The organism is Selenomonas ruminantium AC2024 (assembly GCF_000687995.1).
GTDB lineage: Bacteria > Bacillota > Negativicutes > Selenomonadales > Selenomonadaceae > Selenomonas_A > Selenomonas_A ruminantium_B.
Window position 1 is genome coordinate 1,844,536 of sequence record NZ_JIAC01000001.1, and the last position, 23,025, is coordinate 1,867,560.

The 23,025-nt window shown below is 48.6% G+C and carries 24 protein-coding genes; 2 read left to right on the top strand and 22 right to left on the bottom strand.

Features of this window, described 5'->3' with window-relative positions:
- Nucleotides 1-44 precede the first annotated feature (44 nt).
- Nucleotides 45-1,358, top strand: a complete 1,314-nt coding sequence (locus P157_RS0108755) for a type I restriction enzyme HsdR N-terminal domain-containing protein (protein WP_026760670.1) — start codon at nucleotides 45-47, stop codon at nucleotides 1,356-1,358.
- Nucleotides 1,359-1,478: 120 nt separating this feature from the next.
- Here P157_RS0108755 and P157_RS0108760 read toward each other — a convergent pair whose 3' ends face one another.
- From P157_RS0108760 to P157_RS0108870, 22 genes are all read right to left on the bottom strand, one after another.
- Nucleotides 1,479-1,805 (bottom strand): hypothetical protein, encoded by a 327-nt coding sequence (locus P157_RS0108760; protein ID WP_026760671.1) that lies wholly within the window; start codon nucleotides 1,803-1,805, stop codon nucleotides 1,479-1,481.
- 111 nt (nucleotides 1,806-1,916) lie between these two features.
- Nucleotides 1,917-3,518 carry a terminase large subunit gene (locus P157_RS0108765; protein ID WP_026760672.1) on the bottom strand — a complete coding sequence of 534 codons (1,602 nt, stop codon included), beginning with the start codon at nucleotides 3,516-3,518 and terminating at the stop codon, nucleotides 1,917-1,919.
- 100 nt (nucleotides 3,519-3,618) lie between these two features.
- Nucleotides 3,619-3,843, bottom strand: a complete 225-nt coding sequence (locus P157_RS0108770) for a DUF7678 domain-containing protein (protein ID WP_026760673.1) — start codon at nucleotides 3,841-3,843, stop codon at nucleotides 3,619-3,621.
- Nucleotides 3,844-3,934: 91 nt separating this feature from the next.
- Nucleotides 3,935-4,174: a DUF4314 domain-containing protein gene (locus P157_RS0108775; protein ID WP_026760674.1), complete on the bottom strand. Its 240-nt coding sequence runs from the start codon at nucleotides 4,172-4,174 to the stop codon at nucleotides 3,935-3,937.
- Between the two features lie 4 nt (nucleotides 4,175-4,178).
- Nucleotides 4,179-4,910, bottom strand: a complete 732-nt coding sequence (locus P157_RS0108780) for a hypothetical protein (protein WP_026760675.1) — start codon at nucleotides 4,908-4,910, stop codon at nucleotides 4,179-4,181.
- An 81-nt stretch (nucleotides 4,911-4,991) separates the two neighbouring features.
- Nucleotides 4,992-5,546: an N-acetylmuramoyl-L-alanine amidase family protein gene (locus tag P157_RS0108785; RefSeq protein WP_026760676.1), complete on the bottom strand. Its 555-nt coding sequence runs from the start codon at nucleotides 5,544-5,546 to the stop codon at nucleotides 4,992-4,994.
- Entirely contained in the window at nucleotides 5,546-6,811 is a 1,266-nt protein-coding gene (locus tag P157_RS0108790) for a site-specific DNA-methyltransferase (protein ID WP_026760677.1), read from the bottom strand. Before P157_RS0108790 ends, P157_RS0108785 begins: the two co-directional genes overlap by 1 nt.
- A 4-nt stretch (nucleotides 6,812-6,815) precedes the next feature.
- Nucleotides 6,816-7,904 carry a hypothetical protein gene (locus P157_RS0108795; protein ID WP_026760678.1) on the bottom strand — a complete coding sequence of 363 codons (1,089 nt, stop codon included), beginning with the start codon at nucleotides 7,902-7,904 and terminating at the stop codon, nucleotides 6,816-6,818.
- A gap of 9 nt (nucleotides 7,905-7,913) precedes the next feature.
- The gene (locus P157_RS0108800) at nucleotides 7,914-8,447 is read right to left on the bottom strand and encodes a P27 family phage terminase small subunit (protein ID WP_026760679.1); all 534 of its coding nucleotides are present in this window, start codon (nucleotides 8,445-8,447) and stop codon (nucleotides 7,914-7,916) included.
- 238 nt (nucleotides 8,448-8,685) lie between these two features.
- Entirely contained in the window at nucleotides 8,686-9,039 is a 354-nt protein-coding gene (locus P157_RS0108805) for an HNH endonuclease (protein WP_026760680.1), read from the bottom strand.
- A 112-nt stretch (nucleotides 9,040-9,151) separates the two neighbouring features.
- Nucleotides 9,152-9,589, bottom strand: coding sequence for a hypothetical protein (locus P157_RS0108810; protein ID WP_026760681.1), 438 nt, complete (start codon nucleotides 9,587-9,589; stop codon nucleotides 9,152-9,154).
- Nucleotides 9,590-10,936 carry a DEAD/DEAH box helicase gene (locus tag P157_RS0108815; RefSeq protein WP_026760682.1) on the bottom strand — a complete coding sequence of 449 codons (1,347 nt, stop codon included), beginning with the start codon at nucleotides 10,934-10,936 and terminating at the stop codon, nucleotides 9,590-9,592.
- Nucleotides 10,933-11,202, bottom strand: coding sequence for a hypothetical protein (locus P157_RS0108820; protein ID WP_196243111.1), 270 nt, complete (start codon nucleotides 11,200-11,202; stop codon nucleotides 10,933-10,935). The genes P157_RS0108815 and P157_RS0108820 overlap by 4 nt, the downstream gene beginning before the upstream one ends.
- Entirely contained in the window at nucleotides 11,199-11,483 is a 285-nt protein-coding gene (locus P157_RS0108825; RefSeq protein WP_026760684.1) for a VRR-NUC domain-containing protein, read from the bottom strand. The genes P157_RS0108820 and P157_RS0108825 overlap by 4 nt, the downstream gene beginning before the upstream one ends.
- Nucleotides 11,484-11,640: 157 nt before the next feature.
- Nucleotides 11,641-13,878, bottom strand: coding sequence for a phage/plasmid primase, P4 family (locus P157_RS0108830; protein WP_026760685.1), 2,238 nt, complete (start codon nucleotides 13,876-13,878; stop codon nucleotides 11,641-11,643).
- Nucleotides 13,875-14,288 (bottom strand): DUF4406 domain-containing protein, encoded by a 414-nt coding sequence (locus P157_RS0108835; RefSeq protein ID WP_026760686.1) that lies wholly within the window; start codon nucleotides 14,286-14,288, stop codon nucleotides 13,875-13,877. Before P157_RS0108835 ends, P157_RS0108830 begins: the two co-directional genes overlap by 4 nt.
- Before the next feature lie 3 nt (nucleotides 14,289-14,291).
- Nucleotides 14,292-15,068, bottom strand: a complete 777-nt coding sequence (locus tag P157_RS0108840) for a phage antirepressor KilAC domain-containing protein (protein ID WP_026760687.1) — start codon at nucleotides 15,066-15,068, stop codon at nucleotides 14,292-14,294.
- A 152-nt stretch (nucleotides 15,069-15,220) separates the two neighbouring features.
- On the bottom strand, nucleotides 15,221-17,170 hold the full coding sequence (locus P157_RS0108845; RefSeq protein ID WP_026760688.1) for a DNA polymerase: 1,950 nt from the start codon (nucleotides 17,168-17,170) through the stop codon (nucleotides 15,221-15,223).
- Between the two features lie 63 nt (nucleotides 17,171-17,233).
- On the bottom strand, nucleotides 17,234-17,785 hold the full coding sequence (locus tag P157_RS0108850) for a DUF2815 family protein (protein WP_026760689.1): 552 nt from the start codon (nucleotides 17,783-17,785) through the stop codon (nucleotides 17,234-17,236).
- Nucleotides 17,778-18,911, bottom strand: coding sequence for a DUF2800 domain-containing protein (locus tag P157_RS0108855; protein WP_026760690.1), 1,134 nt, complete (start codon nucleotides 18,909-18,911; stop codon nucleotides 17,778-17,780). The genes P157_RS0108850 and P157_RS0108855 overlap by 8 nt, the downstream gene beginning before the upstream one ends.
- A gap of 1 nt (nucleotide 18,912) precedes the next feature.
- Nucleotides 18,913-19,245 carry a hypothetical protein gene (locus P157_RS15645; RefSeq protein ID WP_026760691.1) on the bottom strand — a complete coding sequence of 111 codons (333 nt, stop codon included), beginning with the start codon at nucleotides 19,243-19,245 and terminating at the stop codon, nucleotides 18,913-18,915.
- 139 nt (nucleotides 19,246-19,384) lie between these two features.
- On the bottom strand, nucleotides 19,385-19,921 hold the full coding sequence (locus P157_RS0108870; RefSeq protein WP_026760692.1) for an RNA polymerase sigma factor: 537 nt from the start codon (nucleotides 19,919-19,921) through the stop codon (nucleotides 19,385-19,387).
- A gap of 331 nt (nucleotides 19,922-20,252) precedes the next feature.
- Here P157_RS0108870 and P157_RS0108875 point away from each other — a divergent pair, with 331 nt between their 5' ends.
- Nucleotides 20,253-22,931, top strand: a complete 2,679-nt coding sequence (locus tag P157_RS0108875; protein ID WP_026760693.1) for an NACHT domain-containing protein — start codon at nucleotides 20,253-20,255, stop codon at nucleotides 22,929-22,931.
- Nucleotides 22,932-23,025: the final 94 nt, after the last annotated feature.

Genomic DNA, 23,025 nt, shown 5'->3' on the forward strand with positions numbered 1-23,025 from the left:
ATAGAACTAAAAATAAAACTCATTTCCCAAAGGAGGAAACGGACGTGCTTATTATAAACAAGGAACAACTGCAACGAATAAGGCAAATGCAGGAAAAGCATAAGCATTTTTTTCAACGATGGAAAGAATCCCATAAAATAGCTGCTGTAGATTTTGAAATTGAGGATTACGACTTTACAAATGAGCGACTTCCATCCGTTGAAACAATCGATGATGTTGATTATTACTATGACACAATAAGACAAAAACATATCCGTGTTACACCAGAGGAAACCGTCCGGCAGGAAGTAGTTTCCTTCCTTATCGACAAATTGAAAGTTCCTGCGCATATGTTAAGGGTTGAGGAGTCCCTTGCCCACCATGTGAAAAATTGTTTAGACCGTAGCGATGTAGTTATCATGCGCATGGCTGATGACCATGAATCTGTTATTCCCCTTGCTGTTATAGAATGCAAACGTGAGAAACTGGCTCTCGATGATAACATGATTGCTCAGGCTAAAAATTATGCCGAGCAGCTCAAATGCAGTTTTTTCATGCTGACAAATGGCAAGAAAACACTATGTTTTCACATGGATGTAGATAATAACATTTTACGCATCAAAAGTTTTCGCGAATATACGGATATGCTGAATGAAGAATATACAGAGTTACCTACAGAATCCGATTTTCAACGTCGTACCTTTGATGAAATAAAAGACGATCCCCAATATTTTGTTGATGCATATGAAATGGGTACCGAAACAGCAGAGAATGAAGAAAAAATGATATTCTGCTCTAATCTTTGGGAATGCTTACTCGATGATGAGTATGAACTTGTTCCCTACGAGTATGATATTTTTACCTTGTTGAAGGATCGTGGCGTGAGGAGAATATCATGGGGCGATGCCGGTGGAGGCACTTTTAACGCCTGCAGATGTCGTTCTTTCCAGATAAGTTATCAAGGCAAAACGAAAATTATTTCCTTGGCATTTTCCAGTTATTATGGTGCAGTAGGGGTGCAAGATAAGACAGGCCTTTTCGTTATAATTGAAACCAAAGAGCGTATACATTCATCTTTGCAAATCCCCATGGACGCTAAAAACACACTGCAAACAAATGGCTCTATGTGCAGTATCAATCACACGGGGAGAATAACAGTTGGTGCTATTGGCTCCGGTAAAATATCCGACTTACGAATGCTTGTCCAAAAAAAATATCCCAAAATTATAGATGGACAGTTGTTCAAATTAGGCACTCTGCCTTGTGAACGGAGTTTACAGCTTTGTGATGAAGAAGTATGCAATTTCATAGAAAATATTATCTCCTATGCCCTTATCAGAGACGATTACAGAGAGATACGCTTACGTGAATTTCCCTGACCCCTCGCTCTCATATACACTTTCAGAGATATTCTTTCTCCACTAAATTACTCGGTCAAGAGCCATAATGATTAAGGAAAGCACCGCCCTTTCGAGCGGTGCCCTTGTCTTGCTTTCGGCTTAGAAGGTTCTTTCGTAGGAAAGCCTCATGCTCTGAAGTTCTGCCGTGAATTTTGCTCCTCTTGCAATCTCATCGGCGGCTTTCAAAAGTTCCTCCGGCGTGGTGTTACCCCCCATCCTGCAAATGGTTCCTGCGGCTTCGATGTCCAGGCAAACCCTGCGGTCTTTCCAGCTGGTCCTTTCGTTGTTGGTCTTTGTGAAAATCTCGACCCTTGCGAAGCTTTCGGAGGTCTGTTCCGTCATCCAGCCTGTCGAGGTTTCCTTCACCTTGAAGCCGTACTCTTTGCCCTTGCTCTCGATAATCTCGGCGATTTCCTGCTTGGTCATTTTGTTTTCCTCCTTTTTGGTCGTCTGTGTTTTCCCTTTCGGTATGTGTATATTCGCTCTTTATGGGAGAAACAGCAAGTCATAATCGCTATTTATTTATGTATACAATCACTAAAAAACAATCAGTCCCCGGCTGTCATAAACGCTTTCCCCAGCATCATTTCCGCAACGAATCGCACGGTCAAGAGCCATGATGAGGGCAATCGCCCCATCAATCTTCTCCGTGCTTTTTGCTTTGTCTGCCTTGATGTTACCTGCAGGGTCGGTGCGTATGAAGATGTTATCCATGTTCCAGCGAAGGACTGGATGCCCACCGTGGGCGATTTTCTCCTCCAGCACCAGTTTCATCAGTTCCTTAGTCGGAGGGCTCATGCTGGCAAAGCCCTGCCCAAAAGGCACCACCTTGAAGCCCATGCCCTCCAGATTTTGAACCATCTGCACCGCCCCCCAGCGGTCGAAAGCAATCTCACGGATGTTGAACCGCTCCCCCAGCCACTCGATGAATTTCTCGATGAATCCGTAATGCACCACGTTACCCTCGGTAGTCTGGAGGGAACCTTGCCGTTGCCAGACATCGTAGGGCACATGATCGCGGCGCACCCGCAAATCCACATTATCCTCTGGAATCCAGAAGTAGGGCAGCACCATGTATTTGTCGGCTTCATCAACCGGCGGGAACACCAGCACGAAAGCCGTGATGTCCGTGGTACTGGAAAGGTCGAGCCCTCCGTAACAGACACGCCCTTCCAGTTCTTCCTCATCAACTGGAAAAGCACAGGCATCCCACTTGTGCATCGGCATCCAACGGATGGACTGCTTCACCCATTGATTCAAGCGTAGCTGCCGAAAGGAGTTCTCCTCCCCCGGATTCTGCTTTGCTGAATCGCAGGCAGCCTGCACCTTGTCCATCCCCACGGTGATGCCCAGGGAGGGATTGGCCTTCTTCCAGACCTCTGGCGAAGTCCAGTCCTCGTCCTCTTTCGCTCCGTAAATCACCGGATAAAAGGTATGGTCGATTTTCCTTCCCTCCAAAATGTCCAACGCCTTCTGGTGTGTCTCGTAACAAATGGACTGGGTATCCGTTCCTGCCGTGGTAATCAGAAAATACAGTGGCTGCATTCGTGCATCGCCAGAGCCCTTGGTCATAACATCGAAAAGTTTTCTGTTGGGCTGTGTGTGCAGCTCGTCAAAGACCACGCCGTGTATGTTGAAGCCGTGCTTGGAGTAAGCCTCCGCCGACAGCACCTGGTAGAAGCTGTTGGTGGGCTGAAAGACCATCCGCTTTTGAGATGCGAGGATTTTCACCCGCTTATTGAGGGCAGGGCACATCCGCACCATGTCTGCAGCCACCTCGAAAACAATGGAGGCCTGCTGGCGGTCGGCGGCACAGCCGTAAACCTCCGCCCTCTCCTCACCATCGCCACAACAGAGCAGGAGAGCCACAGCCGCCGCCAGTTCGCTCTTGCCCTGCTTCTTCGGAATCTCCACGTAGGCGGTGTTGAACTGGCGATAGCCGTTTTTCTTGAGGATGCCGAACAGGTCCCGGATGATTCGTTCCTGCCAGTCAATCAGCTCAAAGGGTTTACCCGCCCAGGTGCCCTTGGTGTGACACAGGCTTTCAATGAAGGCCACAGCAAAGTCCGCAGCCCCTTTGTCGTAATGGGAATCCTTGTCCATAAATTCAGTCGGCTTGTAACCTTTCAGCTTTCGCAATCCATCACCTCCAATCAAAAAGGCGCCGCCATCTGCGACTCCCTAAATCTATCTTGTACGAGAAACAGCCCCGAAGGGCTGCCCCCAGTTGTTTTCGTTTTCAGTTAAACTTCTCAATAAGAGTTGCGTAGGCTTGGTAGCCCAGCTCTGTTTCCGGCTCCATATCCCAGCCCCTGTCGTAATGCAGGATGGTCTGGCCTTCTGCCCTGCATTCCAGCTTGGAAATCTTACCGCCGTCAATCCCGAATTCTGAGCCCTCATCATAATGCTTTACCCAATACTGAACCTCGGTTCCTTCAATCTCGATGCTGCCTTTGCTCCACATGGTCGTTTCCTCCTTTTCGTGGTTGCTTTTCCTTCGGTGTGTACATATTCCCGTACTTCAAAGGAAATAGCAACCCCTGTGGAGTGTATACTTATTCGCTAGGTCTGTGCTTGAGAAGGTAGAATTTATCCACGCTGGGAATTAGCGAAAGGCTGGAGCCGTTGTCCCAGCGGACCAAAACGCTCCCTACGTCATCCACGCCCCTTATCTCCCCAACAGTTCCTTCCGGTGGTGCCTGCGGTTCATCGCGCATTTCCACTAGCATCACGATACGCCCCGGAGGGTAGATGGAGCGCAACCGCTCCACCTCCTCCCTACTGGGGAATCCCATGTTGTTACCCTTCCTCATGTTCAGCCGCCTCCTTCTTGTGGCCGGACTTAAAGCTGGCATTGCCGGAAAGGTTCTGCAGGAGAATCTTGCGGGTGGTCTTGTACTCATTGCCGATAAGCCCCAGCCGCAGGAGAAAACAGCGGAAGGCGTATTTTTCATTGTCCACCACTTTGGCCTTGGCAGTTACCCGCTTCTGGGTGCGGGCCATTTCACAGAGCTTGCCAATGAAGTCCTGATAGGCTTTTGCCGTTTCCAGCTCGATGTCACCGCTGAGCCAGTTGAAGGTTATGCAGTCATCGGTGAGCGTGTAGGTGGCCTCGTCAATGCCGAATGATTTCTTGATGAGATTGCCTTTGCTTTCCAGCAGGTTATCCAGATTGGTCAGGGCGGTATCCGTGAAGGTATCCCTGGGCAGGCTGATTGAAATGCAGACGCTGTCGCTTTCCTCCTGCTCGGCTTCTTCCGGTGCCATCCGCTCCTCCATCTCCGCAGCCTTTTCAGTTCCTTCACATTCAAAGCCTGCTTTTGCCAAGGCTTCCAAGACCTGCTCCATCATCTCGGTGTCCGTACGGTCAGCGAAAACCAGTGTACCATCCCTGGTAATCTCGAAATCCCCTATCTGGTAGGAAAAGCTGGGGGCTCCCATGTACTCCTTACTCCAGCCACCCAAAGCCTCGCTTACCACGCTGACCATTTCCTTGCGGCGTTCTCCGCTGACGTTGTACTTGACTTCCATTTTCAAAACCTCCTTTTCTTTAGGTAGTCACATATTCCCTCTACAGCGGTGAATAAGCAAGGACTTTGTGTTGTATACAAGCTATCGGTTCAAAGTCTCCTGTTCAAAGTCCGTGATACCTCTGGCAATTGCACGGGCAAACTCATTCTGTTTGGTACGGAGCAGAACTTCATCATCTACATGGTCGATAAAGGCTGTCTCCACCAGCACCGAAACGGCATCCGTATTAGATAGTACATACAGGCCATTTTTCCCCGGCACAGCACCTTTAACGCCACGGTCTGCCGTGCCCAGCGAATCCACAATTTGACGCTGGATGCACTCTGCCAGCTGCTTACCGAATTTACTGGTATGGTAGTGCCACACCTCCGTGCCATTGGCCACGCCGTTAAAAGCATTGCAGTGGATTGATACAAACACATCCACATCCAGATTATTGGCGGTACTGACAATCTCGAATAAATCATCCGACTGCAAATTGCCGGAAACTGAAACGCCAGCCTTGGTGAGATACCTCTCTACAAGGTCGGCGATATTCTTGGCCACATCACATTCTCTAAGGCCAGTACCGCTGTTGACAGCACCGGGGTCGGGGCAGCCGCACGGAGCATGGCCAGGGTTCAGAAATACACGCATTACGATTCCTCCTTCGGTTTGGGAACATCGGCATAGGGAATTTTCTCCCCATCCCGTTCCACATACACATCTGCAAAACTCCCATCATGGGCTGCGGCATAACGTTGCACCGCCACATCTACGAACTTCGGCTCAAGCTCCACTCCATAGCAAATGCGTCCCAGCTGGTCGCAAGCAATAAGGGTGGATGCCGAACCAAGAAAGCCGTCCAGCACCAACCCATTGGTCTGGGTGCATTGCTTGATGAGATAGGCAATGAGCGGTACCGGCTTGCTGGAAGGGTGACCGCAGCCATCTTCCTTGGAATTCTTAATACGGTCGAACTCGAACACCGTAGTCTGCTTCTGATCGCCGTACCAGGTATGCTTGCCATCTTTTCGCCAGCCCCAGATGATAGGCTCGTGGATGTATTTCCAATCAGTGCGGGTTAGCACCAGCCGATTCTTCTTCCAGACCAGCCCCGCCCCAACTTTTAAGCCCGCATCCTCATAAGCGTCATGAAAGATGCGGGCTTTGGCCGTTGCGTAAAAAACATATATGGAGGCGTCCCTGGCCATGGCTTCATGGAAGCAGCCGAAGGCTTTAGTCAGGAATTCATAGGCCTCTTTGTCGGACAGGTCATCGTTCTTGATTTTCCCAGAGGTGCTCTCCAGATTCACCATGTAGGGCGGGTCGGTGCAGACTAGGTTTACCTTCTCCTCCCCCAGCAAACGCTGGTAGGTTTCCGGCATGGTAGAATCACCGCAGATGACCCGGTGCTTGCCAAGGTGCCAGACATCCCCGGCTTTAGAGGTACACGGCTTGGCCAGCTCCTCATCCACATCGAAGCCATCCTCCTGACCTTCCCCGTCCTCATCACCAAAAAGGTCAGCCAGTTCCTTCTCGCCAAAACCTGTCAGCCCCAGGTCAAAATCCATGCCCTGCAAAGCTTCAATCTCGACACGGAGCATATCTTCATCCCAGCCAGCGTCCATGGCGTAACGGTTGTCTGCAAGGATATATGCCTTCTTCTGTGCCTCGGTGAGATAGTCTACAAAGACGCACGGCACTTCGGTAATATGCTCATCCTTCGCAGCCATCAACCTTCCATGACCGGCTATGACATTGAAGTCCCTGTCGATGATGACAGGATTTACAAAACCGAACTCCCGCAGCGATGAGCGGAGTTTCATTATCTGCTCCGGCGAATGCGTCCGAGCATTGTTTACGTATGGCACCAATTTGCTGACCGATACCAGTTGCATATCTGTAGTCGTTTTACCCAAGGATTTACACCTCCCCAAATTTCAAATCCATAAAATAATCAGCTTCAGGAAAATTCTGCTCAAAGTCTCTCAGATATCGATAGCTGGCACTGTTTTCGCCATTCATGTACACAAATTCCCTCAAGCTCTTCTTTTTGAAAAAGGCTGGCTGATTACACCACCTAGCAATGTTAATGTACATTCCCTTATAGGGACTTTCCGCATATCGCTGGTATCTCATTACATATGGCAGGCAGCGATGCTTCATCAAAATCTCAATCCGATACAACAGTTCCAGCAAGTCCCGTTTCCAAAAAGCTGTATCCCAACGTTCCTCCCGATCATATCCGGTAAAGCAATAGAACTTAGGGACCACATTGGTGTATTTTCTTAGCAAGCATATTTTCTGTTGAATAAGCTCAGCATCAGCATAATTATCAAAGGCAAAAATATAATCTCCATCATACTTGGAGGTAAACAGCATCTCGCATCGTTCCTCTGTAAGTAGCCGTTCATCTAGCCCTTGCTTGAATTGAAAAGCCAAGCCCGTCTGCTTCAATTCCTGTAGCAGCGTTTTCCACTCAGTACACCCAAAGAAATTATCATCCAAGAGACAAATTTTCTTTTTATCCTCACACAAGAACTCCTTCAGCGGACTGTGTATCCTTACCCTGTCGTAATTCCGATTTACACAAAATTCACAGTGCCGGAAACATCCCCTGGTCAGATAGCCGATGGCGTAGTCTGTGTAGTATCGAAATTCCTGCCTGCGTTTCCCGTCCTCCATCTGAAGATTAACCCAATCGTCGTAGAGATGGTAATCTGGCATGTGGTGCTCTATGTCTTTCGGCAGAGGTAAGGCTTTGTCATAAAAAAATCCCGTACCGCCATACTCAACGTTCGGAAACGCAAGCACAGCAGCCGGGATTTCGGTGTCAGTGAACACTTTGGCAATATACACTTTGTCAAAAGCCTCAAGGTTATTGTAATCGGTTTTGAGAACTACATCATTGCCAATCTCCTTGTGATAACCTGATAGCTTCATACAGACCAGATTAGGGAATCGATGCCTCTTTCTGCCGATGAGATCTGCATCAATAATGGCAATCTGCAAATGACACCACTACCCCTTTCTTGAACGTAAGAGCCGCTCCATCACATCATCCTGCGGATTGGCTCCGCTGTAGCCTTCCGAGCAGTTTTCCTTGACCACCTGGTATATCTGATACCAGAGCTGGTTGACCTGCTTCATGTACTGCAGGCCGATGTTCACATAAGGCGATACGATGGCGGCCCCGGTGGTTGGATGCTTGGCCAGAAATCCGTAATTGGAGATAGCGTCCTGGCATTGAATCCAGCGAGACACGCTCATGGCGTAATGTTCAATAAGTTCTGGACTGACCAGTTCAGCACAGCCTTTCTGATTCAGCCAATTCCATGTCTTTTCGTAAATCTCCACAGCGTAATTTTCCTGCCCGTTCCTCTGGGGTGCCTTTAGGTACTCCTTGGGAGCGGGCATTTCCATGCCTTGAAGATTAGCCGTTGGCAATACCGTTACCTTAGCGGTCTTGCCCTCGCTGATTTTGTCAGCCAAGGCTTTCTTCTTGCGCCCTGCACCTGCTCTGGCACCACCCCTGTTGGTTCCATCTTTGGCCATCCTCATCACTCCCTTCGGCCTTTGATTTTTGACTTTTTTCAAACGTTTTTCAAACAGAATCAGCATTTTTCAAAGAAATATGGCGTCCCATAACTCTCAATTATCCCCGTCCGTACAAGGGATAACCCCACTATGGTTTTCCCTGCCTATTCCCTTGTTTGAAAAATGATTTTTTCGCGCGTGACCCCACGCCGGTCGCCCATCGGGGCTCCGGTAGAGATTTGCCCCGCCCCTGGGCCTATTCCCCCTTCTTTCGTTGATGAATCCGCTCATGGCAGGACACGCACAGACTCTGCAAGTTTTCTTCGCTGTTGGTACCACCAGCGGAGATGGGCTTCTTGTGATGCACCAACTCTGCCATCACATACTTCCCATGCTGCTGACACAACTCGCAGAGCGGGTGACGGTTGATGTATCTATCCCTGACCTTACGCCATCCTTTGCCGTATCGCTCATGCTGATTGTAGCCACGGACAAAGTGCTCGTAGTGCTGCTCCATCAGTTTTCGATGGTCTTCGCAGTAACCACTCTTGTGGTCGGTCAGTTTTGGGCAGCCTTGGTATCGACAAGGCCGCTTAGGTTTCATGGGCATTGGGGTCACCTCGATTTTAGGCACAAAAAAACCTCCGCAGGGATTGCTCCCTTTGGAGGCCGATATCGATTTTTCTTTCATGATACCATTTTAGCACTTTGGGGTAGGAATTCTAGTGAATTTTACTGCACTCTTTATTTTTCTCCAAGATTTTTTCTACAGCAGTAAGCCCCTTGGAATGCAGGATATGTACCCAGCGGGAACCGTAGTGCATTTCCGCTGCGATATCATCCCAGGACTTGAAGCTGAGATACCGAAGTTCCAACAGCATCAAACAATTGGTATCCTGCACTTGGCTGAGGGTCTTCATAACATCACGCTTCAAATCCACCAGATGATCAATGTCATCGTTGATTTCGTTTTCCAGAGCGATGATATTGTCAATGGTATCTGCCATCCGCTGAACATTTCGAGTACCACTGACAGGCTCAGTGCCCAAAGTTGATGTAGCCTTAGTAGCCATGTCCTTGAGCGATGCCAGCTGATTGAGTTTGCTGTTTATCCGCTGGTCAGCCCAGTATGCCTGCTTCAGATATTCCTTCGCTGTCATTTATACACAACCTCCCAGGTTAGCTTTTACTGCATCAATCAGAGCCGTCTGCGTCTTATCCTTCCGCTCCAAAGCCTTCATGACATCCTCATCAATCGTGCCTTCAGTGATGATATGGATAATGCTAACGGTGTCTTTCTGCCCTTGCCTATAGAGCCTTGCATTGGTCTGCTGGTACAGTTCAAGGCTCCAGGTAAGGCTGAACCAGATGAGGATTGAACCACCTTCCTGCAGGTTCAATCCATGTCCAACTGAAGCTGGATGGATTAGGGCCACGGGAATATTCCCTGCGTTCCAGTCAATAATATCCTGGCTGGTCTTTATCTCCCTGACCTTCAGTCGTTCCTTGATGCGCTCGGCTTCATGCTTGAACCAGTAAGCCACCAATACCGGCTTGCCATTGGCACTCTCCACCAAATCCTCAAGGGCATCCAGCTTCTGGTCATGTATGGCATGGTGCCGGCCATCGCCATCATAGACAGCACCGCCAGCCATCTGCAGGAGCTTATTCGACAGAGCCGCAGCACTCACAGCATCAATCTCGGTATCACCAACGGACACCACCAAATCTTTCTTAAGGCTGTCGTAGGTACGCCGTTCCTTTACCGTCATGGCTACAGTCTTGGTGGATGCTACCAACGGTGGCAACTGAAGATAATCCGCTGATTTCATGGAGATGGTCACATCGCTAATCCGTCTATAGATTTCTTCCTCAGCCCCAACTTTTGGCTTGTAAGAAAAGACTATATGCTGGTTACGCCTGTCCGGGGTGAAGAATTCCTCACGGTAGTGACCGATGAACCTGCCCAGCCGTTTGCCCATGTCCAGCAAACGGAATTCTGCCCACAAGTCCATAAGACCATTGGAACTCGGTGTCCCTGTCAACCCCACCACCCTCTTGACGGTAGGACGAACTCTCATAAGTGCTTTGAACCTCCGTGCCTGATGGGACTTGAAGGAACTTAGCTCATCGATAACCACCATGTCGAAGTCAAAGGTGTTGTTCTTAACCAGCCAGTCCACGTTCTCCCTGTTGATGACAGTGACCTCAGCCTTCTGCCTAAGTGCTGCTATCCGGTTGGCGGTATTCCCAACAGCTACGGCATAAGTCAGATTGGACAGGTGATGCCACTTCTCAATCTCCGCAGGCCAGGTGTCCCTGGCCACACGGAGAGGAGCAATAATCAGCACACGGCTGACCTCGAAGCTGTCATGCAGGAGTGCCTCAATGGCTGTGAGAGTGATGACTGTCTTGCCAAGACCGCAGTCAAGGAAAATGGCGGCGACCTCATGTTCCAGTATAAAATCGGTGGCGTACTTCTGATACTTATGCGGGTTGTAAATCATGATGCCCTCACCTCTGTGCAAAGGAGCCAGGAAACGCCGTTTACCTTGATGATGCTATCCCACTGTACGCATTCCCTAGCTACCTTCAGCTTAACCAGCACATAGCGGGGATAAACTTTCAGCATGGTGCCAATGGCAGGAACGGTTGCACTGCCACTCCTCCCCAGTTTGGTGGCACTATCACATGCCCCGTAGCTGTTGAAGAAAATCTTGTCACCAGGCTTAATGTTGTTCATCATTTTGTTTACATGGCTAAGTTCCATCATGCATCCTCCTCAATCTCATCCAGCACAGAGCCAATCTGCTCCATGCCATCCACTACGAAAACCTTGAAGCCCATTTTTCTCATCTGCTGGATGCGGCGTGTCTGTATCGGTCTTGGCTTTTTCCCTGGAGCCTTGAGTTCCACAAATCCCATCCTGCCACCAGGTAGCATCACAATACGGTCAGGCACCCCAATGCAACCTGGGCTGACAAACTTCAACGCCACACCTCTGCGCCGCACCGTTTCCATCACGAGTTTGTGTTCGATATCTCTTTCCCTCATAATGTCCTCCAATCTGCGTCATTAAGGCATTTCCGGCTCATATGTGCAGGTCAACGCAGGTCGCTACCTAAACCTCTCTATATAGGATTTTTATGCTAAAAAACTGCCCTAAAGGGGGTTTTATATACGACCTGCTCTGACCTGCACACCCACTTCCTTAAGCCAAGAATTCTCTGCCTTCCAGAAGCATCAATCCATCAACCTGTATGCCCGCTCTCGTCTTATGCCTACTAAAACCACGAATGTCCAAGGCAGCATAGAAATCTGTTGTGCTACGCACATATTCTCCAGCTCCCGCAGCATAAGCACGATAGGCGTTATACAATGCTCCAGACTTCTCGTGATAATCCTTATCCAGCAAGCAGCAATCCTCAATGAAATGTCCTAGCCAGTCATTGTTATCACGATAAGCATTGACGGCACTCTCCACACAGGCGGGTCTCGACAGATGGAAACCGCTCTGGATGACCTTCTGTGCCCCTTCAATTACCCAGGCAAGCACCGCAGGCCCAGCCTCCTCAAAGAGGTAATCAGAGTAGTTCTTGATGTCGCTATTACCCTCAATGACAGCGTCAAAGGGAATAACCAGCAGCCTCCGCCACGTGCCAGGGTCATTGGCACCCACCCTCGGCAGATGGTTGGTATAAAGGACAAGGGTGTGGCTCGGCGTAAAATGGAACGGGTCTTTATACTTCTTCTCAGCCTGAACTGCATCTGTGGAACAAAGTTGCTTGATGAGGGATGTATTGAGCCGCATGCCCTCGTCAAGTTCTGCCGCAATCAGCATACGCTTGCCCTTAGCCTCGGCCAGTTCTGGCTTCACGTTACGCTTGCAGCCAACGGTCAAAGTGTCGGCTGAGATGTTCCCGCTGTATGTCCCCAGCACCCTGGCGATAGTATTCCAAAAGGTTGACTTGCCGTTGCGTCCGTCACCATAGGCAATGATGAGGGACTCCACATACACCTTGCCCACTGCTGCCAGACCGACAATCTGCTGAACATACTCCATAAGCTCAATGTCACCACAGAAGAATGTACCAATGGCATCCTGCCAATTCTGCCGCCCCTGCTCTCCCGGTGCCACAGCAGTAACCTTGGTAGCATAGTCAGAAGGCGAATGTTCCTTCCTGCCAGCAAGCCCTAGCCGCAGGTCATATGCCCCATCAGGCGTGTTCAGCAGGAAAGCATCATGGTCAAGGTCATCCACCTTAATCTCCAGCATGGGCCTGGCTGCCTGAAGGGCTGAGAGCACATACTTCATATCCCGCCGTTTCTGCACAAAGGCAAGGTATCCTATAGCTGACTGGTAACGGGCATATGCCTTCATCTGTGCCTCTGTGATTTCTTTCTCCAGCGTTCTGCCACCCTTGGCCAGTTTTTCCTGTGCCACTCCCAAAGCTGTCAGTTCCTTGACCGCAGCTTTTACCTCATCCTGGGCATCTGCCAGCTGCAAATCCAGAAATTCCTCCATGGCTCCGATGGCCTGTGCCCTGGACTCATTCCAGGTCACACCGTCATAGCGGAGATAGTCCGTGGCTGGCGTATATTTGAGTTCATCCCTGTATTCCCTAGCCAGCACTTTGGCCTGTCCAATATCGCTATAGTCTGCAGGTTTTAAAGATACATGCGAACCCCCATACTGCTCTGGCGGTACATACCCAGGCTGTTCCTGCACTCTCCTAGCAAATCCCTCGGCACTATGCCAAATCTTCCCCAGTTCCTCATCCGATAGCGGTGGCTCACACTTGGCGGCCTTCTCAAGGAAAATCTCGTGCGCCCTATCCGTTGCCCCATAACGCTTCACAAGTTTCCCGGCAAAATGGGAAAGAGTGCTGTTACGCTGCCCCTGCGGGATGCTGCCCTCCGTCTGGCAGGCCAGCACCATCTGCTCAATGGACAATTCCCCTTCATGCCAAACTACTTGTGAACACGGATGGCCATAGATGAACCTGGCCGCATCCAGTGCATTGCCATCAAAGAAAGGGAACCTTGCCTGAATGGCACGTTTCAGCCCGGCATACTCTGATGCATCCTCAATAGGCTCATGAGGAAAGTACATATGAAATCTGGGGCGTGGTGACTTGCCGTCCTTCACTTCACCATCGTGACGGCTGGGAGCCAAAACATAGTTCACACCTGGCAGCATCTCTTCCAGCTTTTCCGGCGTTACCCACTCGGCAGGAACATCTGAATGGTCATTATCGCAGTCCATAACTAGCACATCAGCGCTCTGGAAATTTCCCACGCTGCGCCTACCACCTTGGAATGCAGCACAAACATGGTCAACGCCCACAGCCGCCAGGAACTCAGCCTCACTGCCAATCTGGCATTCATGCGGATAGCGCACATTCTTCTCATTGCCACGGCAGTCAGCCGTATGTAATGTAAACCTCATACCTTGGTTACCTCCTTCAAATCACGGGTGAAATACCGCACCCGCTTGCCCTCATCGTCTGCCATCTCGATTTCCGTGGCCATGCCCTCGGTGATTTCGCCAAAAGCCCAGACTTCATCGCACCTGCGAAGGAGCAGGCAGTCCATCTTCATGGCCAGCCCCCGCTCTGTTGCTTCGGTGATAAACTGCGGAAAGAGCAGATGCGGGGCTATCGGCACACGCTTCTTACTCACCACGAACCGACAGTAATTTCTGGCTCTCAGTACATTCACCCGCTCATTGCCGCGATAGGCAGAGCAGACATACACTACTGGCCAGGCATTACGGCGTTCAGCCGCCTCGACCTTCGCCAGGGCAGATTGAGCCGTAGTATCTGCATAGCCCTCAGAATTAAATCTCTCAATACACATACATCAATCCTCCCTTTCGATAAGCGGCAGGATGCCACGTGCCTTCAGAAAATCGTAAAGGAACAGCCTGCCTTTCTGAGTCCAGTAAGTATGCGGCTTGGCATGCTGAGTGCCATCTTCGCCAGCATAGTTGTGTGTCTTGGTGCTGGTGTACCCCTGCTCGGCGTAATGCTGGTACAAAAGCCAGATGCCGCCCTGCTTGAACTGAATCCCCTGCTTATGCAGATAAGCATTGAGCCGCTTTGCCGAATAGCCATAGTCCTTTGCGATGGTGGTGATAGACATAAGGTCAGGGCATTGCAAAATAAGGTCGTAGTAGCTGACCTTGGGCTGCATTTCAGCAATCTGCTGATTCTGCACTGCCACCGTGCCTTCCAGCGACTTGCGTTTTTCACGCTCTGCCTTAAGTTCCTGCAAAGCCCTGATGGCAATATCCGGATTGGCCAGAATCTCATCCACTGCATAAAGACCATGCTTGCGGATGGACGGCAGCACCTCCGATGTCACCCAGCGTTTGAACGCTTTTGCCTTCGGCAGCTTGCTGGTAAGGATGAGACTATACAGCCCGGATTCGTTGATAAGCCAGCCGCCACGTTGTCCCAAACTCAACGCCGTTTTGTCGTTGAGTTTATCATCCTCATCCACATGCATGGCGATTGCTTTGTTGGTATCTGCGTATCCGAGGATTTCTGCCACATCCTTGCCCACGAAAAACGGCTCACCGTTGACCTCCATGGTACGTACCTTGCCAAACTCCTCGTTCTCAAAAACCTGAATCATAGTGTTGTCCTCCTGCCCTATGGGCGATAGAATTGTTAACTCATACATATGGAGGCGAGAAAATCCCCCCTCATTGGTAAGAGGACAAAACCGGCCACCTTGGTCACCCCAAAAATAAAAAAAGGAGCAGATTTTTCTGCCCCCTGCACAATTCAGTCTTTCTTGTAATATTGGCACACATAGCCGTCAGCCCTAAGAATCAGCCCCGGTGCCCATGGTGGAGTACGCCCCATCTTCTCGCAAACTTCCTCCAAGGAAATCTCTGGCTCTGCCTCAATTATCAGCTCATCGTGTACATGCATGACAATCTGCTCATTCCCTAGGGTCTGCATTGCGTAGCAGAGCACGTCCCTGGCCACCGCCTGGGTGATGTTCTCCACCAGCTTGCCCGCAAAAGTCTCGATACGTTCCCACTTCTTGGTAGCACCAATCCCCATGTATGTGACGGACTCACCGCCAAAGCGATTCTCCCCTATAGCTGGCTGGGCATAGGATAAATGCCTGCCACTTGGAAGTTCGATAAACAACATGCCACTACGGCATACGAACTGAAGCCCGTGGGTTTCCGTAGTGGTTTTCTCCTTCACGGCCGCTTTGGCCGCCCTGTCCACATCCCACCAAAACTTCACGATATTAGGATTGGCCTCCCGCCATGCGTCCACCAATGGCTGAAGTTCATCCTCCTTCATGCCAGCCTCCAGTGCCCCCATAGCCTTTAAGGCACCGACGGAGCCGCCATAGCCACAGGATAAAGTTGCCTGCTTGCCTTTCTGGCGAAGTTCTCCATTTTGCCCATGCTTTACCACTGGCATATGGAACATCTTTTCGGCACAGGCACAATAAATGTCACCATTATTCGCAAAGACATCCAGCACCCATTGCTCACCTGCCAGCCAGGCCAGGACACGGCACTCAATGGCTGAGAAATCTGCCACTATGAACTTATAGCCCGGTCGCGGCACAAAGGCTGTGCGGATAAGCTGGGAGAGCACATCTGGCACGGAATCATACAGAAGATGCAGGGCATCATAGTTTCCCCGCCTTACCAGCTGACGGGCTTCATCCAAATCTAGCATACTGTTCCGAGCAAGATTTTGTAATTGCACCAGCCGCCCTGCGAACCTGCCACTGCGATTGGCTCCGTAAAATTGGAAAAGGCCACGTGCCCTGTCATCTGCTCCAGCCACATTGACCATGGCGGTGTATTTCTTGACGCTGGATTTAGAGAGTTGCTGCCGCAAGTCAAGCAGTTCATGTACCTGCCCCGTAGTCTCCTTAAGCAGGCGTTCCACCTCTGATTTTGCCAGTGAATCCACGGATATGCCGTTACTTGCCAACCATTCCTTGAGCTGGATTGGAGAGTTTGGATTTTCCAATCCTGTGATGGCCTGTGCCCTTTGCAGATTCTCCTTCGTACACTTCTGACTGATTGCTATGGCATTTCGCACCAAAGGCATATCTACCAGAATGCCACAGTCATTGATTTCCTGATCCTGGTGGTATTCATGCCACACCTGCTCAGGTACAGGAAATTTCGCCAGCCGTGCCTTGATGGCAAGCTCCACCTCCACATCACGGCGATTATACTTCTTGAACAAATCCCACTTGTCCGGGGCATCAGTGGGCAGGTTACGTTTTCGGCCACCATTGGTCTTAGTTGGCTTGCAGGGACAGCAGAAATAGCGGATAAGTTCCTGTCCTTCAGCCATCTTCTGCTGCTCTAAGCCCAGCACCGCACCTACTGACTTCAGCGACAGCGGCAGTCCCATATAGGCAGACCACACCATAGAACAATACCACGATGCCGGGTTTAGAAACTTCCCCTCTGCCAGCAAGCCCTTATCCTGCAGGAACCTGGCAATACAGGTACGCTCAAAGGTACAATTAAATGCCCACTTTGGTATCTTATCATCCAACAGCACCGACAGGATTTCCTGCGGCAGTTCCTCGCCCTGGGTGAAGTCCACCACATGAACAGCACCGCCATCAACCGAATAGCCAAAGAGCAGGATTTCAAAATCCGAGCTTGCGATGTATTTATACACCCCGGATTTTGATAAATCCACGCTGCTAAATGTTTCAATATCTATGCTTAAAACCATTTTGTGCCTCCTATGCAAAAGGCAGCGACCCTAAAGCCGCCGCCCTGCAAAACTTAATTACTTTTAGGACAGGAAGTCCTCATCTGCACCGTCCAAAGCGGTGAAATCATCCGTGGCACTGGTACGCCCGCCCAAAGGCTCACCATCCTTAACCTTCTGCAGATTATTCAGCCCACAGGCAACGCCCTTGTTGCCGTTGCTGTTAAATGCATAAAGGGAAATCGAGGCACGAACATAGCAGCCGCTATAAACCTCGTTCCTATCCAGAATAGGACGCACGGCACGGTCGACAATCTGTGGAGCCGTTTTGCTATTGGCATTGATGAAGAAGGCATCCTTATATGCCTCATCCTCGCGCTCCGTATCCCCATCACGGAGAGGCAGTTTCAGTGCAGCTTTGTTTGGCTTCTTGCCGCCAAACTTGCCAATGCCTTCGGTGATAGCAGCCTCAACGGCCTCCTCAATAGCTTTTACGGTCTTCTTGTCGCTCTTAGGGATAATAAGCGATGCAGAATACTTCGGCTCCCCGCCATTGATACTGGCAGGCTCCCACACATGCTCATAGCTGAGACGAACGATACCGGTGATTACTTTTGTCTTAAGATTGTTAGCCATTTTCTTTTTCCTCCAAATTCGTAAACTCTGAACCTATATCTATCGCCGGACGCTTGTCGCTCTCTGGCACAAGTGTCGGCTTGCCTTGCGGTTTTATAATCAAACCGCCTAAGACCTCGTTGAATGTTGCCTTGCCCATCAGCTTTTCCATACAGGTAAGGGTGATGAGTTTGTGCTCGAAGATGTCCTTGAAGCCAGCAGATTTAGCGGCTTCAGCCACCTTTTCCTCATCAGCATATTTTCTGACGGAACGACCTGCCACAAGTTTATAGCCCGACCATTTCTTGCCATGGTTGACTGCCGACTCTAAGGCATAAGCAGAAATCGCATTCGCCCACTTGGCCAGTTCCGGCAGTCGAGGCAGCAGGTCTGCTATCTCCTCATCTGTTAATAGTGGTGGCAGGCGAAACTCATCCTGCGCCACAGTAAGCTGGGCTTCGGCTCTTGCCCTGCAACGGGGAGACGCCCGGCAGAACTGGCACCAGGCACCTGCCACAAAATCGCCTTCACCCTTAAATGCCAGCTGTGCTCTGGGCTTTACCGTTTTCTCGGCCCAGGCCATAATTTCATCGGCAGAGATAGACCAAGTGGATACGTTCTCACGGCGTGGCTGGTAGATGGACATTCTAATTTCAGCCACATCGTAGAGACTGCCAAACATGGTCAGTGCTCCCAGCGCATAAAGCATCATCTGTGGATTCTGCTCAGCATCCACCAGCACCCCAAGACCATATTTGAAGTCAATGACGTGGAGAAAGCCATCACCTACAATAAGGCAATCTGCCGTACCAAACGCCTCCGGCACGAATTCCTGCAAATCCAGCCGCTGCTCGATGCACACCATAGCATTGGGAATTTCCTGCATCTGCTCCAGCACAAAGGCCGCATAACCATCGGCGCAGGCCTCCATCTCATCGGAGTCAAAATCTGAATGAGGACGGCGGCTCCGGCGTTTTAATGCCCTTTTCAGCTTATGCTCACACAAAGCATGAGCCGCTGTGCCTTCTGCTGCAGCCTCCCCAGCAGAACTGGGGAACTGTGCCTCAAGGTTTGCTGACGGAGTACAATGGATAAGCCACCTGTCTGCCCCAGAAGGAGACAATTTCGCATGTGCTCTAGCCGCCATCTCAAAGCACCTCCGCTTTGGCCTTGAGGGCTGCATAATCCTTGGGATCTACTGCTGAAAGTTTTGCAGCACCAAAATCCTGCAGGAGCTTACGCACCTCGTCTGTATGCCCAGCACTGCTTTTCTCGGCCAAAACTGCTCGGACTTCTTCCAGCGTCACCTCGGGCGGAGCAGGATCAGGCTCAGGCTCTTTTGTCGCCTTTGAATCCGATATTGCCTGCTGTTCGCCAGCATCGCGCAACAGATAAATCGCCAGCGTTTCCAGCCCCTCTGCCAGTTTGTGCATGCTGTCTACCACACTGGCCAAAGTCTGCATTTCGTCTTCCTTCATCATTTGCGATACCTCCTCAGAATTTTCCGTGCGGCGTTCCTGGCTATCAGGCTGATAACCAAAAGAATTGCCGCAGCATACTTGCTACTATGCATTTCACATTCCCCCTTCACCATTAAGAGGACATTTTCAGCCCCTTTGGTCACCCTGCCAGCAAAATATTTTTCAAAAATTCTATAATCCGAACTTTACGCTTATGCACAGCAGTCTTGGACCGCCCCATTCTGGCAGCAGCCTCCCGCTCTGTCTCATCACCAATCAGTACACCCAGGAGGTCATAATCTTCCTTATCCAGCTGGTCTATAGCTTCATGCAGTTCCTCTACAGCCACTCTTTTAAGGAAGGCTTCCGCTACATCCTTATGAACCGGTACTTCCTTAGAGCCATTTTCTTCCATACGATTCAGCGAATACTGCCGATATACGGGATGAGTGCAGCTCCCGCAGTAACCATCGCACTTAGAAGTCCCCTTATAGATACATTCCAGCCCACGCTGTTCAGCCTTCACAGCACTCCACTGAGGGCGCATGATTTCCTTGTATAAATCTTCCGATACTGGTACATACAAGCCGCTCTCCTTGATGTAGTAGAACTTCTTATACTTACGCTGCCACCGCTTGAACTGCTTTTTCTCCACCGTAACGATTTTGTTGCTGACATAAATGCGAACCATATCCATGATGCTGTTCCTCCTTGCCGGAGGCTGAAACCGGGCAAGGGAAAACGAGCACATACCGAGCCGCAAAAAGGCCGCAACAAGGTAAGGCACGCCCTACAAAATATGCTCTTCTGCCACGAGGTGACGAGTATATTTTGTTAGGTGTCCCTTGCCCGGCTGCAGCCTTATGGGCGATAGATACACATCCACAAGCAGTATTTACAATGCAGATGTAGAATGTTAACATTAGGGAGGGTTACTCCCTGCTTTATGTTTAAAACAATAAAGTTACAATTGTTAATGGTAAAATGTTATATCAATTAAACTTGTTAAAGTTGTTATGAGGTAAAATATGGACCACGAATATGACTATTATCTCTGCGGAGGCACTTTTTTTAGCCTTCTCGTACAGGCAAAATCAACTGATAAATCTGAGCCCGCTATGATGAAGGGCTTACTTAACATTATGGACGCCAACTATCAGGCCCCTCCAAAAAGTACCGCTGAATCATTTAAAGGCAATGTGTCAGATTACAAATATTGTAAGAAAGGCTACACGAAGTATCTAAAATTCAATAATCGACAATTAAGAGACGGTTTTGATAATGCTGTAAGGGAGCACTACGATGCTTTAATTGAAAAAATGTCTCTATTCGCAAATGAATATATCGATTTGAATCATTCTGCCCAGTGGCTAGGAGATGCCCTCATAGATTTGCTTTATTTTGACCCAAAAATAAAGCACAGCCAAGTATTCATCATTGATAGCGGCAATCGTACGAAGACAAAAAAAGAGCTCTGCGATTCGCAGAGCTTAACGTTGGAAAATTTACTATTAGGCCTTTGGCACTTCATAATTACGAAACGGTGGGATAGTAACAAACAGGGAGCTACCACAATTACAGACTGGTATACCGCCCCAGCTAATGGACAGCGTCGTCATTTCAATAGTGATATAGGCAGATTCCCTGAACATGATATATCTTTTTTCACCAGAGGAGTCAATACGATACGCTTGACAACAAAAAAGGAGGAGCAGCCTACTCTTCCCTCCAATGAAATCATTTCTGAGAGCATAATAAATGTGTATCTACGCAAAGCTCACGACAAGTATGGCAAGATGAAAACCTTACTATACACGGACGCAGAACGAGAATTTTACGACTTCTACGTTTGTAACACCATCTACCAGCGCAGTCGCAATTACACTTATAAGACGATAGAAGCCTCTATAAGTGCCTTTAATCGTATATCCAATTTTATACTCATCTCTGGCACAGGCGGACTTGGAAAATCAATGCTGATGCGCCATTTGCTGTTGAGCTCAGTTCTAAATTATGAACCAGGCGATCGCATACCTATATTCCTGCCCCTTAAAGATTTCGATGAAAACTCATTACTCGGCTTTGCCTATGATTGTTTCACAGCACGAATCCCTGATGAGTATATGAATATAAATCTGAAAGATGATTTCCAGACTGCTTTGCAAGAAGGAAAATTTATCCTGTTGTTTGACGGTATGGACGAAATAAGTTCTGAGGCAGAGCAACTTTTCCAGTTGGAACTAGAAAAAATCACAGATAAGTTCCCCGAAAACATTTTTATCATTTCATCACGTCCTTATAAGCAGTTTATAAGTTTAAGCAAGTTTTATGAATTACATTTACAACCGTTCTCAAAGGTGCAATCACTAGAATTAATTCAAAAGCTGGATTTCCGGCCAGACGAACCGGACATTAAGAGACAGTTTTCATTATTACTAGATACAACGCTCTATAAGACGCATAGAAGTTTTGTGGAAAATCCTTTACTGTTGACAATTATGTTGATGACATTTGAACAATTTGCAGAAATACCAGACAAGATGCATATCTTCTATCACGATGCCTATGTTGCCCTTGCACAGAAACATGATGCAACCAAAGGGGCGTTCAAGCGAACCTTTCACACGGGTTTAACGGCTGAGGAATTCGAAAATTGTTTGACAGCGTTTTGTGGCATAACATATATTGATGAGAAAATAGACTTTACAGAAGAGGAATTGCGCGACTATTATTCTCAGATAGACGATAACTTGTTGCAACCATCCCGTGCGTTTGTGCGGACTAACGAAACTAGAAATCTTTACAAACCATCTGCTGAAAACTTCATCTACGATATGACTGTGAATCTCTGCCTAATGTATAATGAGAGTCTAAAATACCATTTTACACATCGCTCATTCCAAGAGTATTTCTGTGCCTTGTTCTTCTCCCAGCAGACGGATGAAGACTTAAAAACCGTAGCAAAATTTTTTGAAACTCGTGGCAAAGGTAGCGACAGCACTTTTTCTATGTTATACGACATGATTCCTAAGAAGGTAGAACAATTTATCTTATTACCATTCCTGGAAAAACTAATAAACGAGTGCGAGAAAAATAATGGTTTTCCATACTTTCTTAATAAAATGTACCCAACTATCTATTACGAAGAAGGTGAAGTTGACGAAGTCCATACCAACACATCAAATTCTTATATCTACGAATTCATAGCACGCCATATACTCGAAATAGAACCTGCTGAGTATGATTTCGATTTCAAGAACGAATTCGTAGATGCTTCTTATGTGTATTACCTTTGTAATTGGGACAAACCGCGATTAGAATTTATAAATGGCAAAGCCTATGAAAATGATCCCGATGAAATAGAAATGTGTACTGATGATTCCTTACCACCAGGGTACATAGAAAAGTTTGGTTATCCTGACGTAGTTGGCCACTCTTTTAGTTTCAATACGGATGATGTTATAGAATCACCAAATTTCAACGATGATTATTATACCGATTTTGATTTTACCAACGAGAAAGAAGTGGCAAAAGAATATGTGGAGATATCCAGTTATCCAGATATCTGTGAGGATCTTTTAAGCGATAGTTCCCCTTTGAGAAAAGAATACGAACAAATGAAAGCATATCGGCAATCATTGATAAAAAGAGGCAAACAATCTCATCAACAATTTTCCAGCCTATTTAAGAAAAAACGGCAAAAATAAGAACTTATCTCTTAGGACCATAAGCATTAAAAGGCCCCATGACCTTTCGAGTCATGGGGCTTATTAATGCAAAGATTATGTTATATCAAAAATT

What these genes read in the sequence shown, in the direction of transcription:
- P157_RS0108760 (WP_026760671.1), bottom strand. Translation starts at nt 1,805, where the DNA reads ATGACCAAGCAGGAAATCGCCGAGATTATCGAGAGCAAGGGCAAAGAG.
- P157_RS0108770 (WP_026760673.1), bottom strand. Translation starts at nt 3,843, where the DNA reads ATGTGGAGCAAAGGCAGCATCGAGATTGAAGGAACCGAGGTTCAGTAT.
- P157_RS0108775 (WP_026760674.1), bottom strand. Translation starts at nt 4,174, where the DNA reads ATGGGATTCCCCAGTAGGGAGGAGGTGGAGCGGTTGCGCTCCATCTAC.
- P157_RS0108780 (WP_026760675.1), bottom strand. Translation starts at nt 4,910, where the DNA reads ATGGAAGTCAAGTACAACGTCAGCGGAGAACGCCGCAAGGAAATGGTC.
- P157_RS0108785 (WP_026760676.1), bottom strand. Translation starts at nt 5,546, where the DNA reads ATGCGTGTATTTCTGAACCCTGGCCATGCTCCGTGCGGCTGCCCCGAC.
- P157_RS0108800 (WP_026760679.1), bottom strand. Translation starts at nt 8,447, where the DNA reads ATGGCCAAAGATGGAACCAACAGGGGTGGTGCCAGAGCAGGTGCAGGG.
- P157_RS0108805 (WP_026760680.1), bottom strand. Translation starts at nt 9,039, where the DNA reads ATGCCCATGAAACCTAAGCGGCCTTGTCGATACCAAGGCTGCCCAAAA.
- P157_RS0108810 (WP_026760681.1), bottom strand. Translation starts at nt 9,589, where the DNA reads ATGACAGCGAAGGAATATCTGAAGCAGGCATACTGGGCTGACCAGCGG.
- P157_RS0108815 (WP_026760682.1), bottom strand. Translation starts at nt 10,936, where the DNA reads ATGATTTACAACCCGCATAAGTATCAGAAGTACGCCACCGATTTTATA.
- P157_RS0108820 (WP_196243111.1), bottom strand. Translation starts at nt 11,202, where the DNA reads ATGATGGAACTTAGCCATGTAAACAAAATGATGAACAACATTAAGCCT.
- P157_RS0108825 (WP_026760684.1), bottom strand. Translation starts at nt 11,483, where the DNA reads ATGAGGGAAAGAGATATCGAACACAAACTCGTGATGGAAACGGTGCGG.
- P157_RS0108830 (WP_026760685.1), bottom strand. Translation starts at nt 13,878, where the DNA reads ATGAGGTTTACATTACATACGGCTGACTGCCGTGGCAATGAGAAGAAT.
- P157_RS0108835 (WP_026760686.1), bottom strand. Translation starts at nt 14,288, where the DNA reads ATGTGTATTGAGAGATTTAATTCTGAGGGCTATGCAGATACTACGGCT.
- P157_RS0108840 (WP_026760687.1), bottom strand. Translation starts at nt 15,068, where the DNA reads ATGATTCAGGTTTTTGAGAACGAGGAGTTTGGCAAGGTACGTACCATG.
- P157_RS0108845 (WP_026760688.1), bottom strand. Translation starts at nt 17,170, where the DNA reads ATGGTTTTAAGCATAGATATTGAAACATTTAGCAGCGTGGATTTATCA.
- P157_RS0108850 (WP_026760689.1), bottom strand. Translation starts at nt 17,785, where the DNA reads ATGGCTAACAATCTTAAGACAAAAGTAATCACCGGTATCGTTCGTCTC.
- P157_RS0108855 (WP_026760690.1), bottom strand. Translation starts at nt 18,911, where the DNA reads ATGGCGGCTAGAGCACATGCGAAATTGTCTCCTTCTGGGGCAGACAGG.
- P157_RS15645 (WP_026760691.1), bottom strand. Translation starts at nt 19,245, where the DNA reads ATGATGAAGGAAGACGAAATGCAGACTTTGGCCAGTGTGGTAGACAGC.
- P157_RS0108870 (WP_026760692.1), bottom strand. Translation starts at nt 19,921, where the DNA reads ATGGATATGGTTCGCATTTATGTCAGCAACAAAATCGTTACGGTGGAG.
- P157_RS0108875 (WP_026760693.1), top strand. Translation starts at nt 20,253, where the DNA reads ATGGACCACGAATATGACTATTATCTCTGCGGAGGCACTTTTTTTAGC.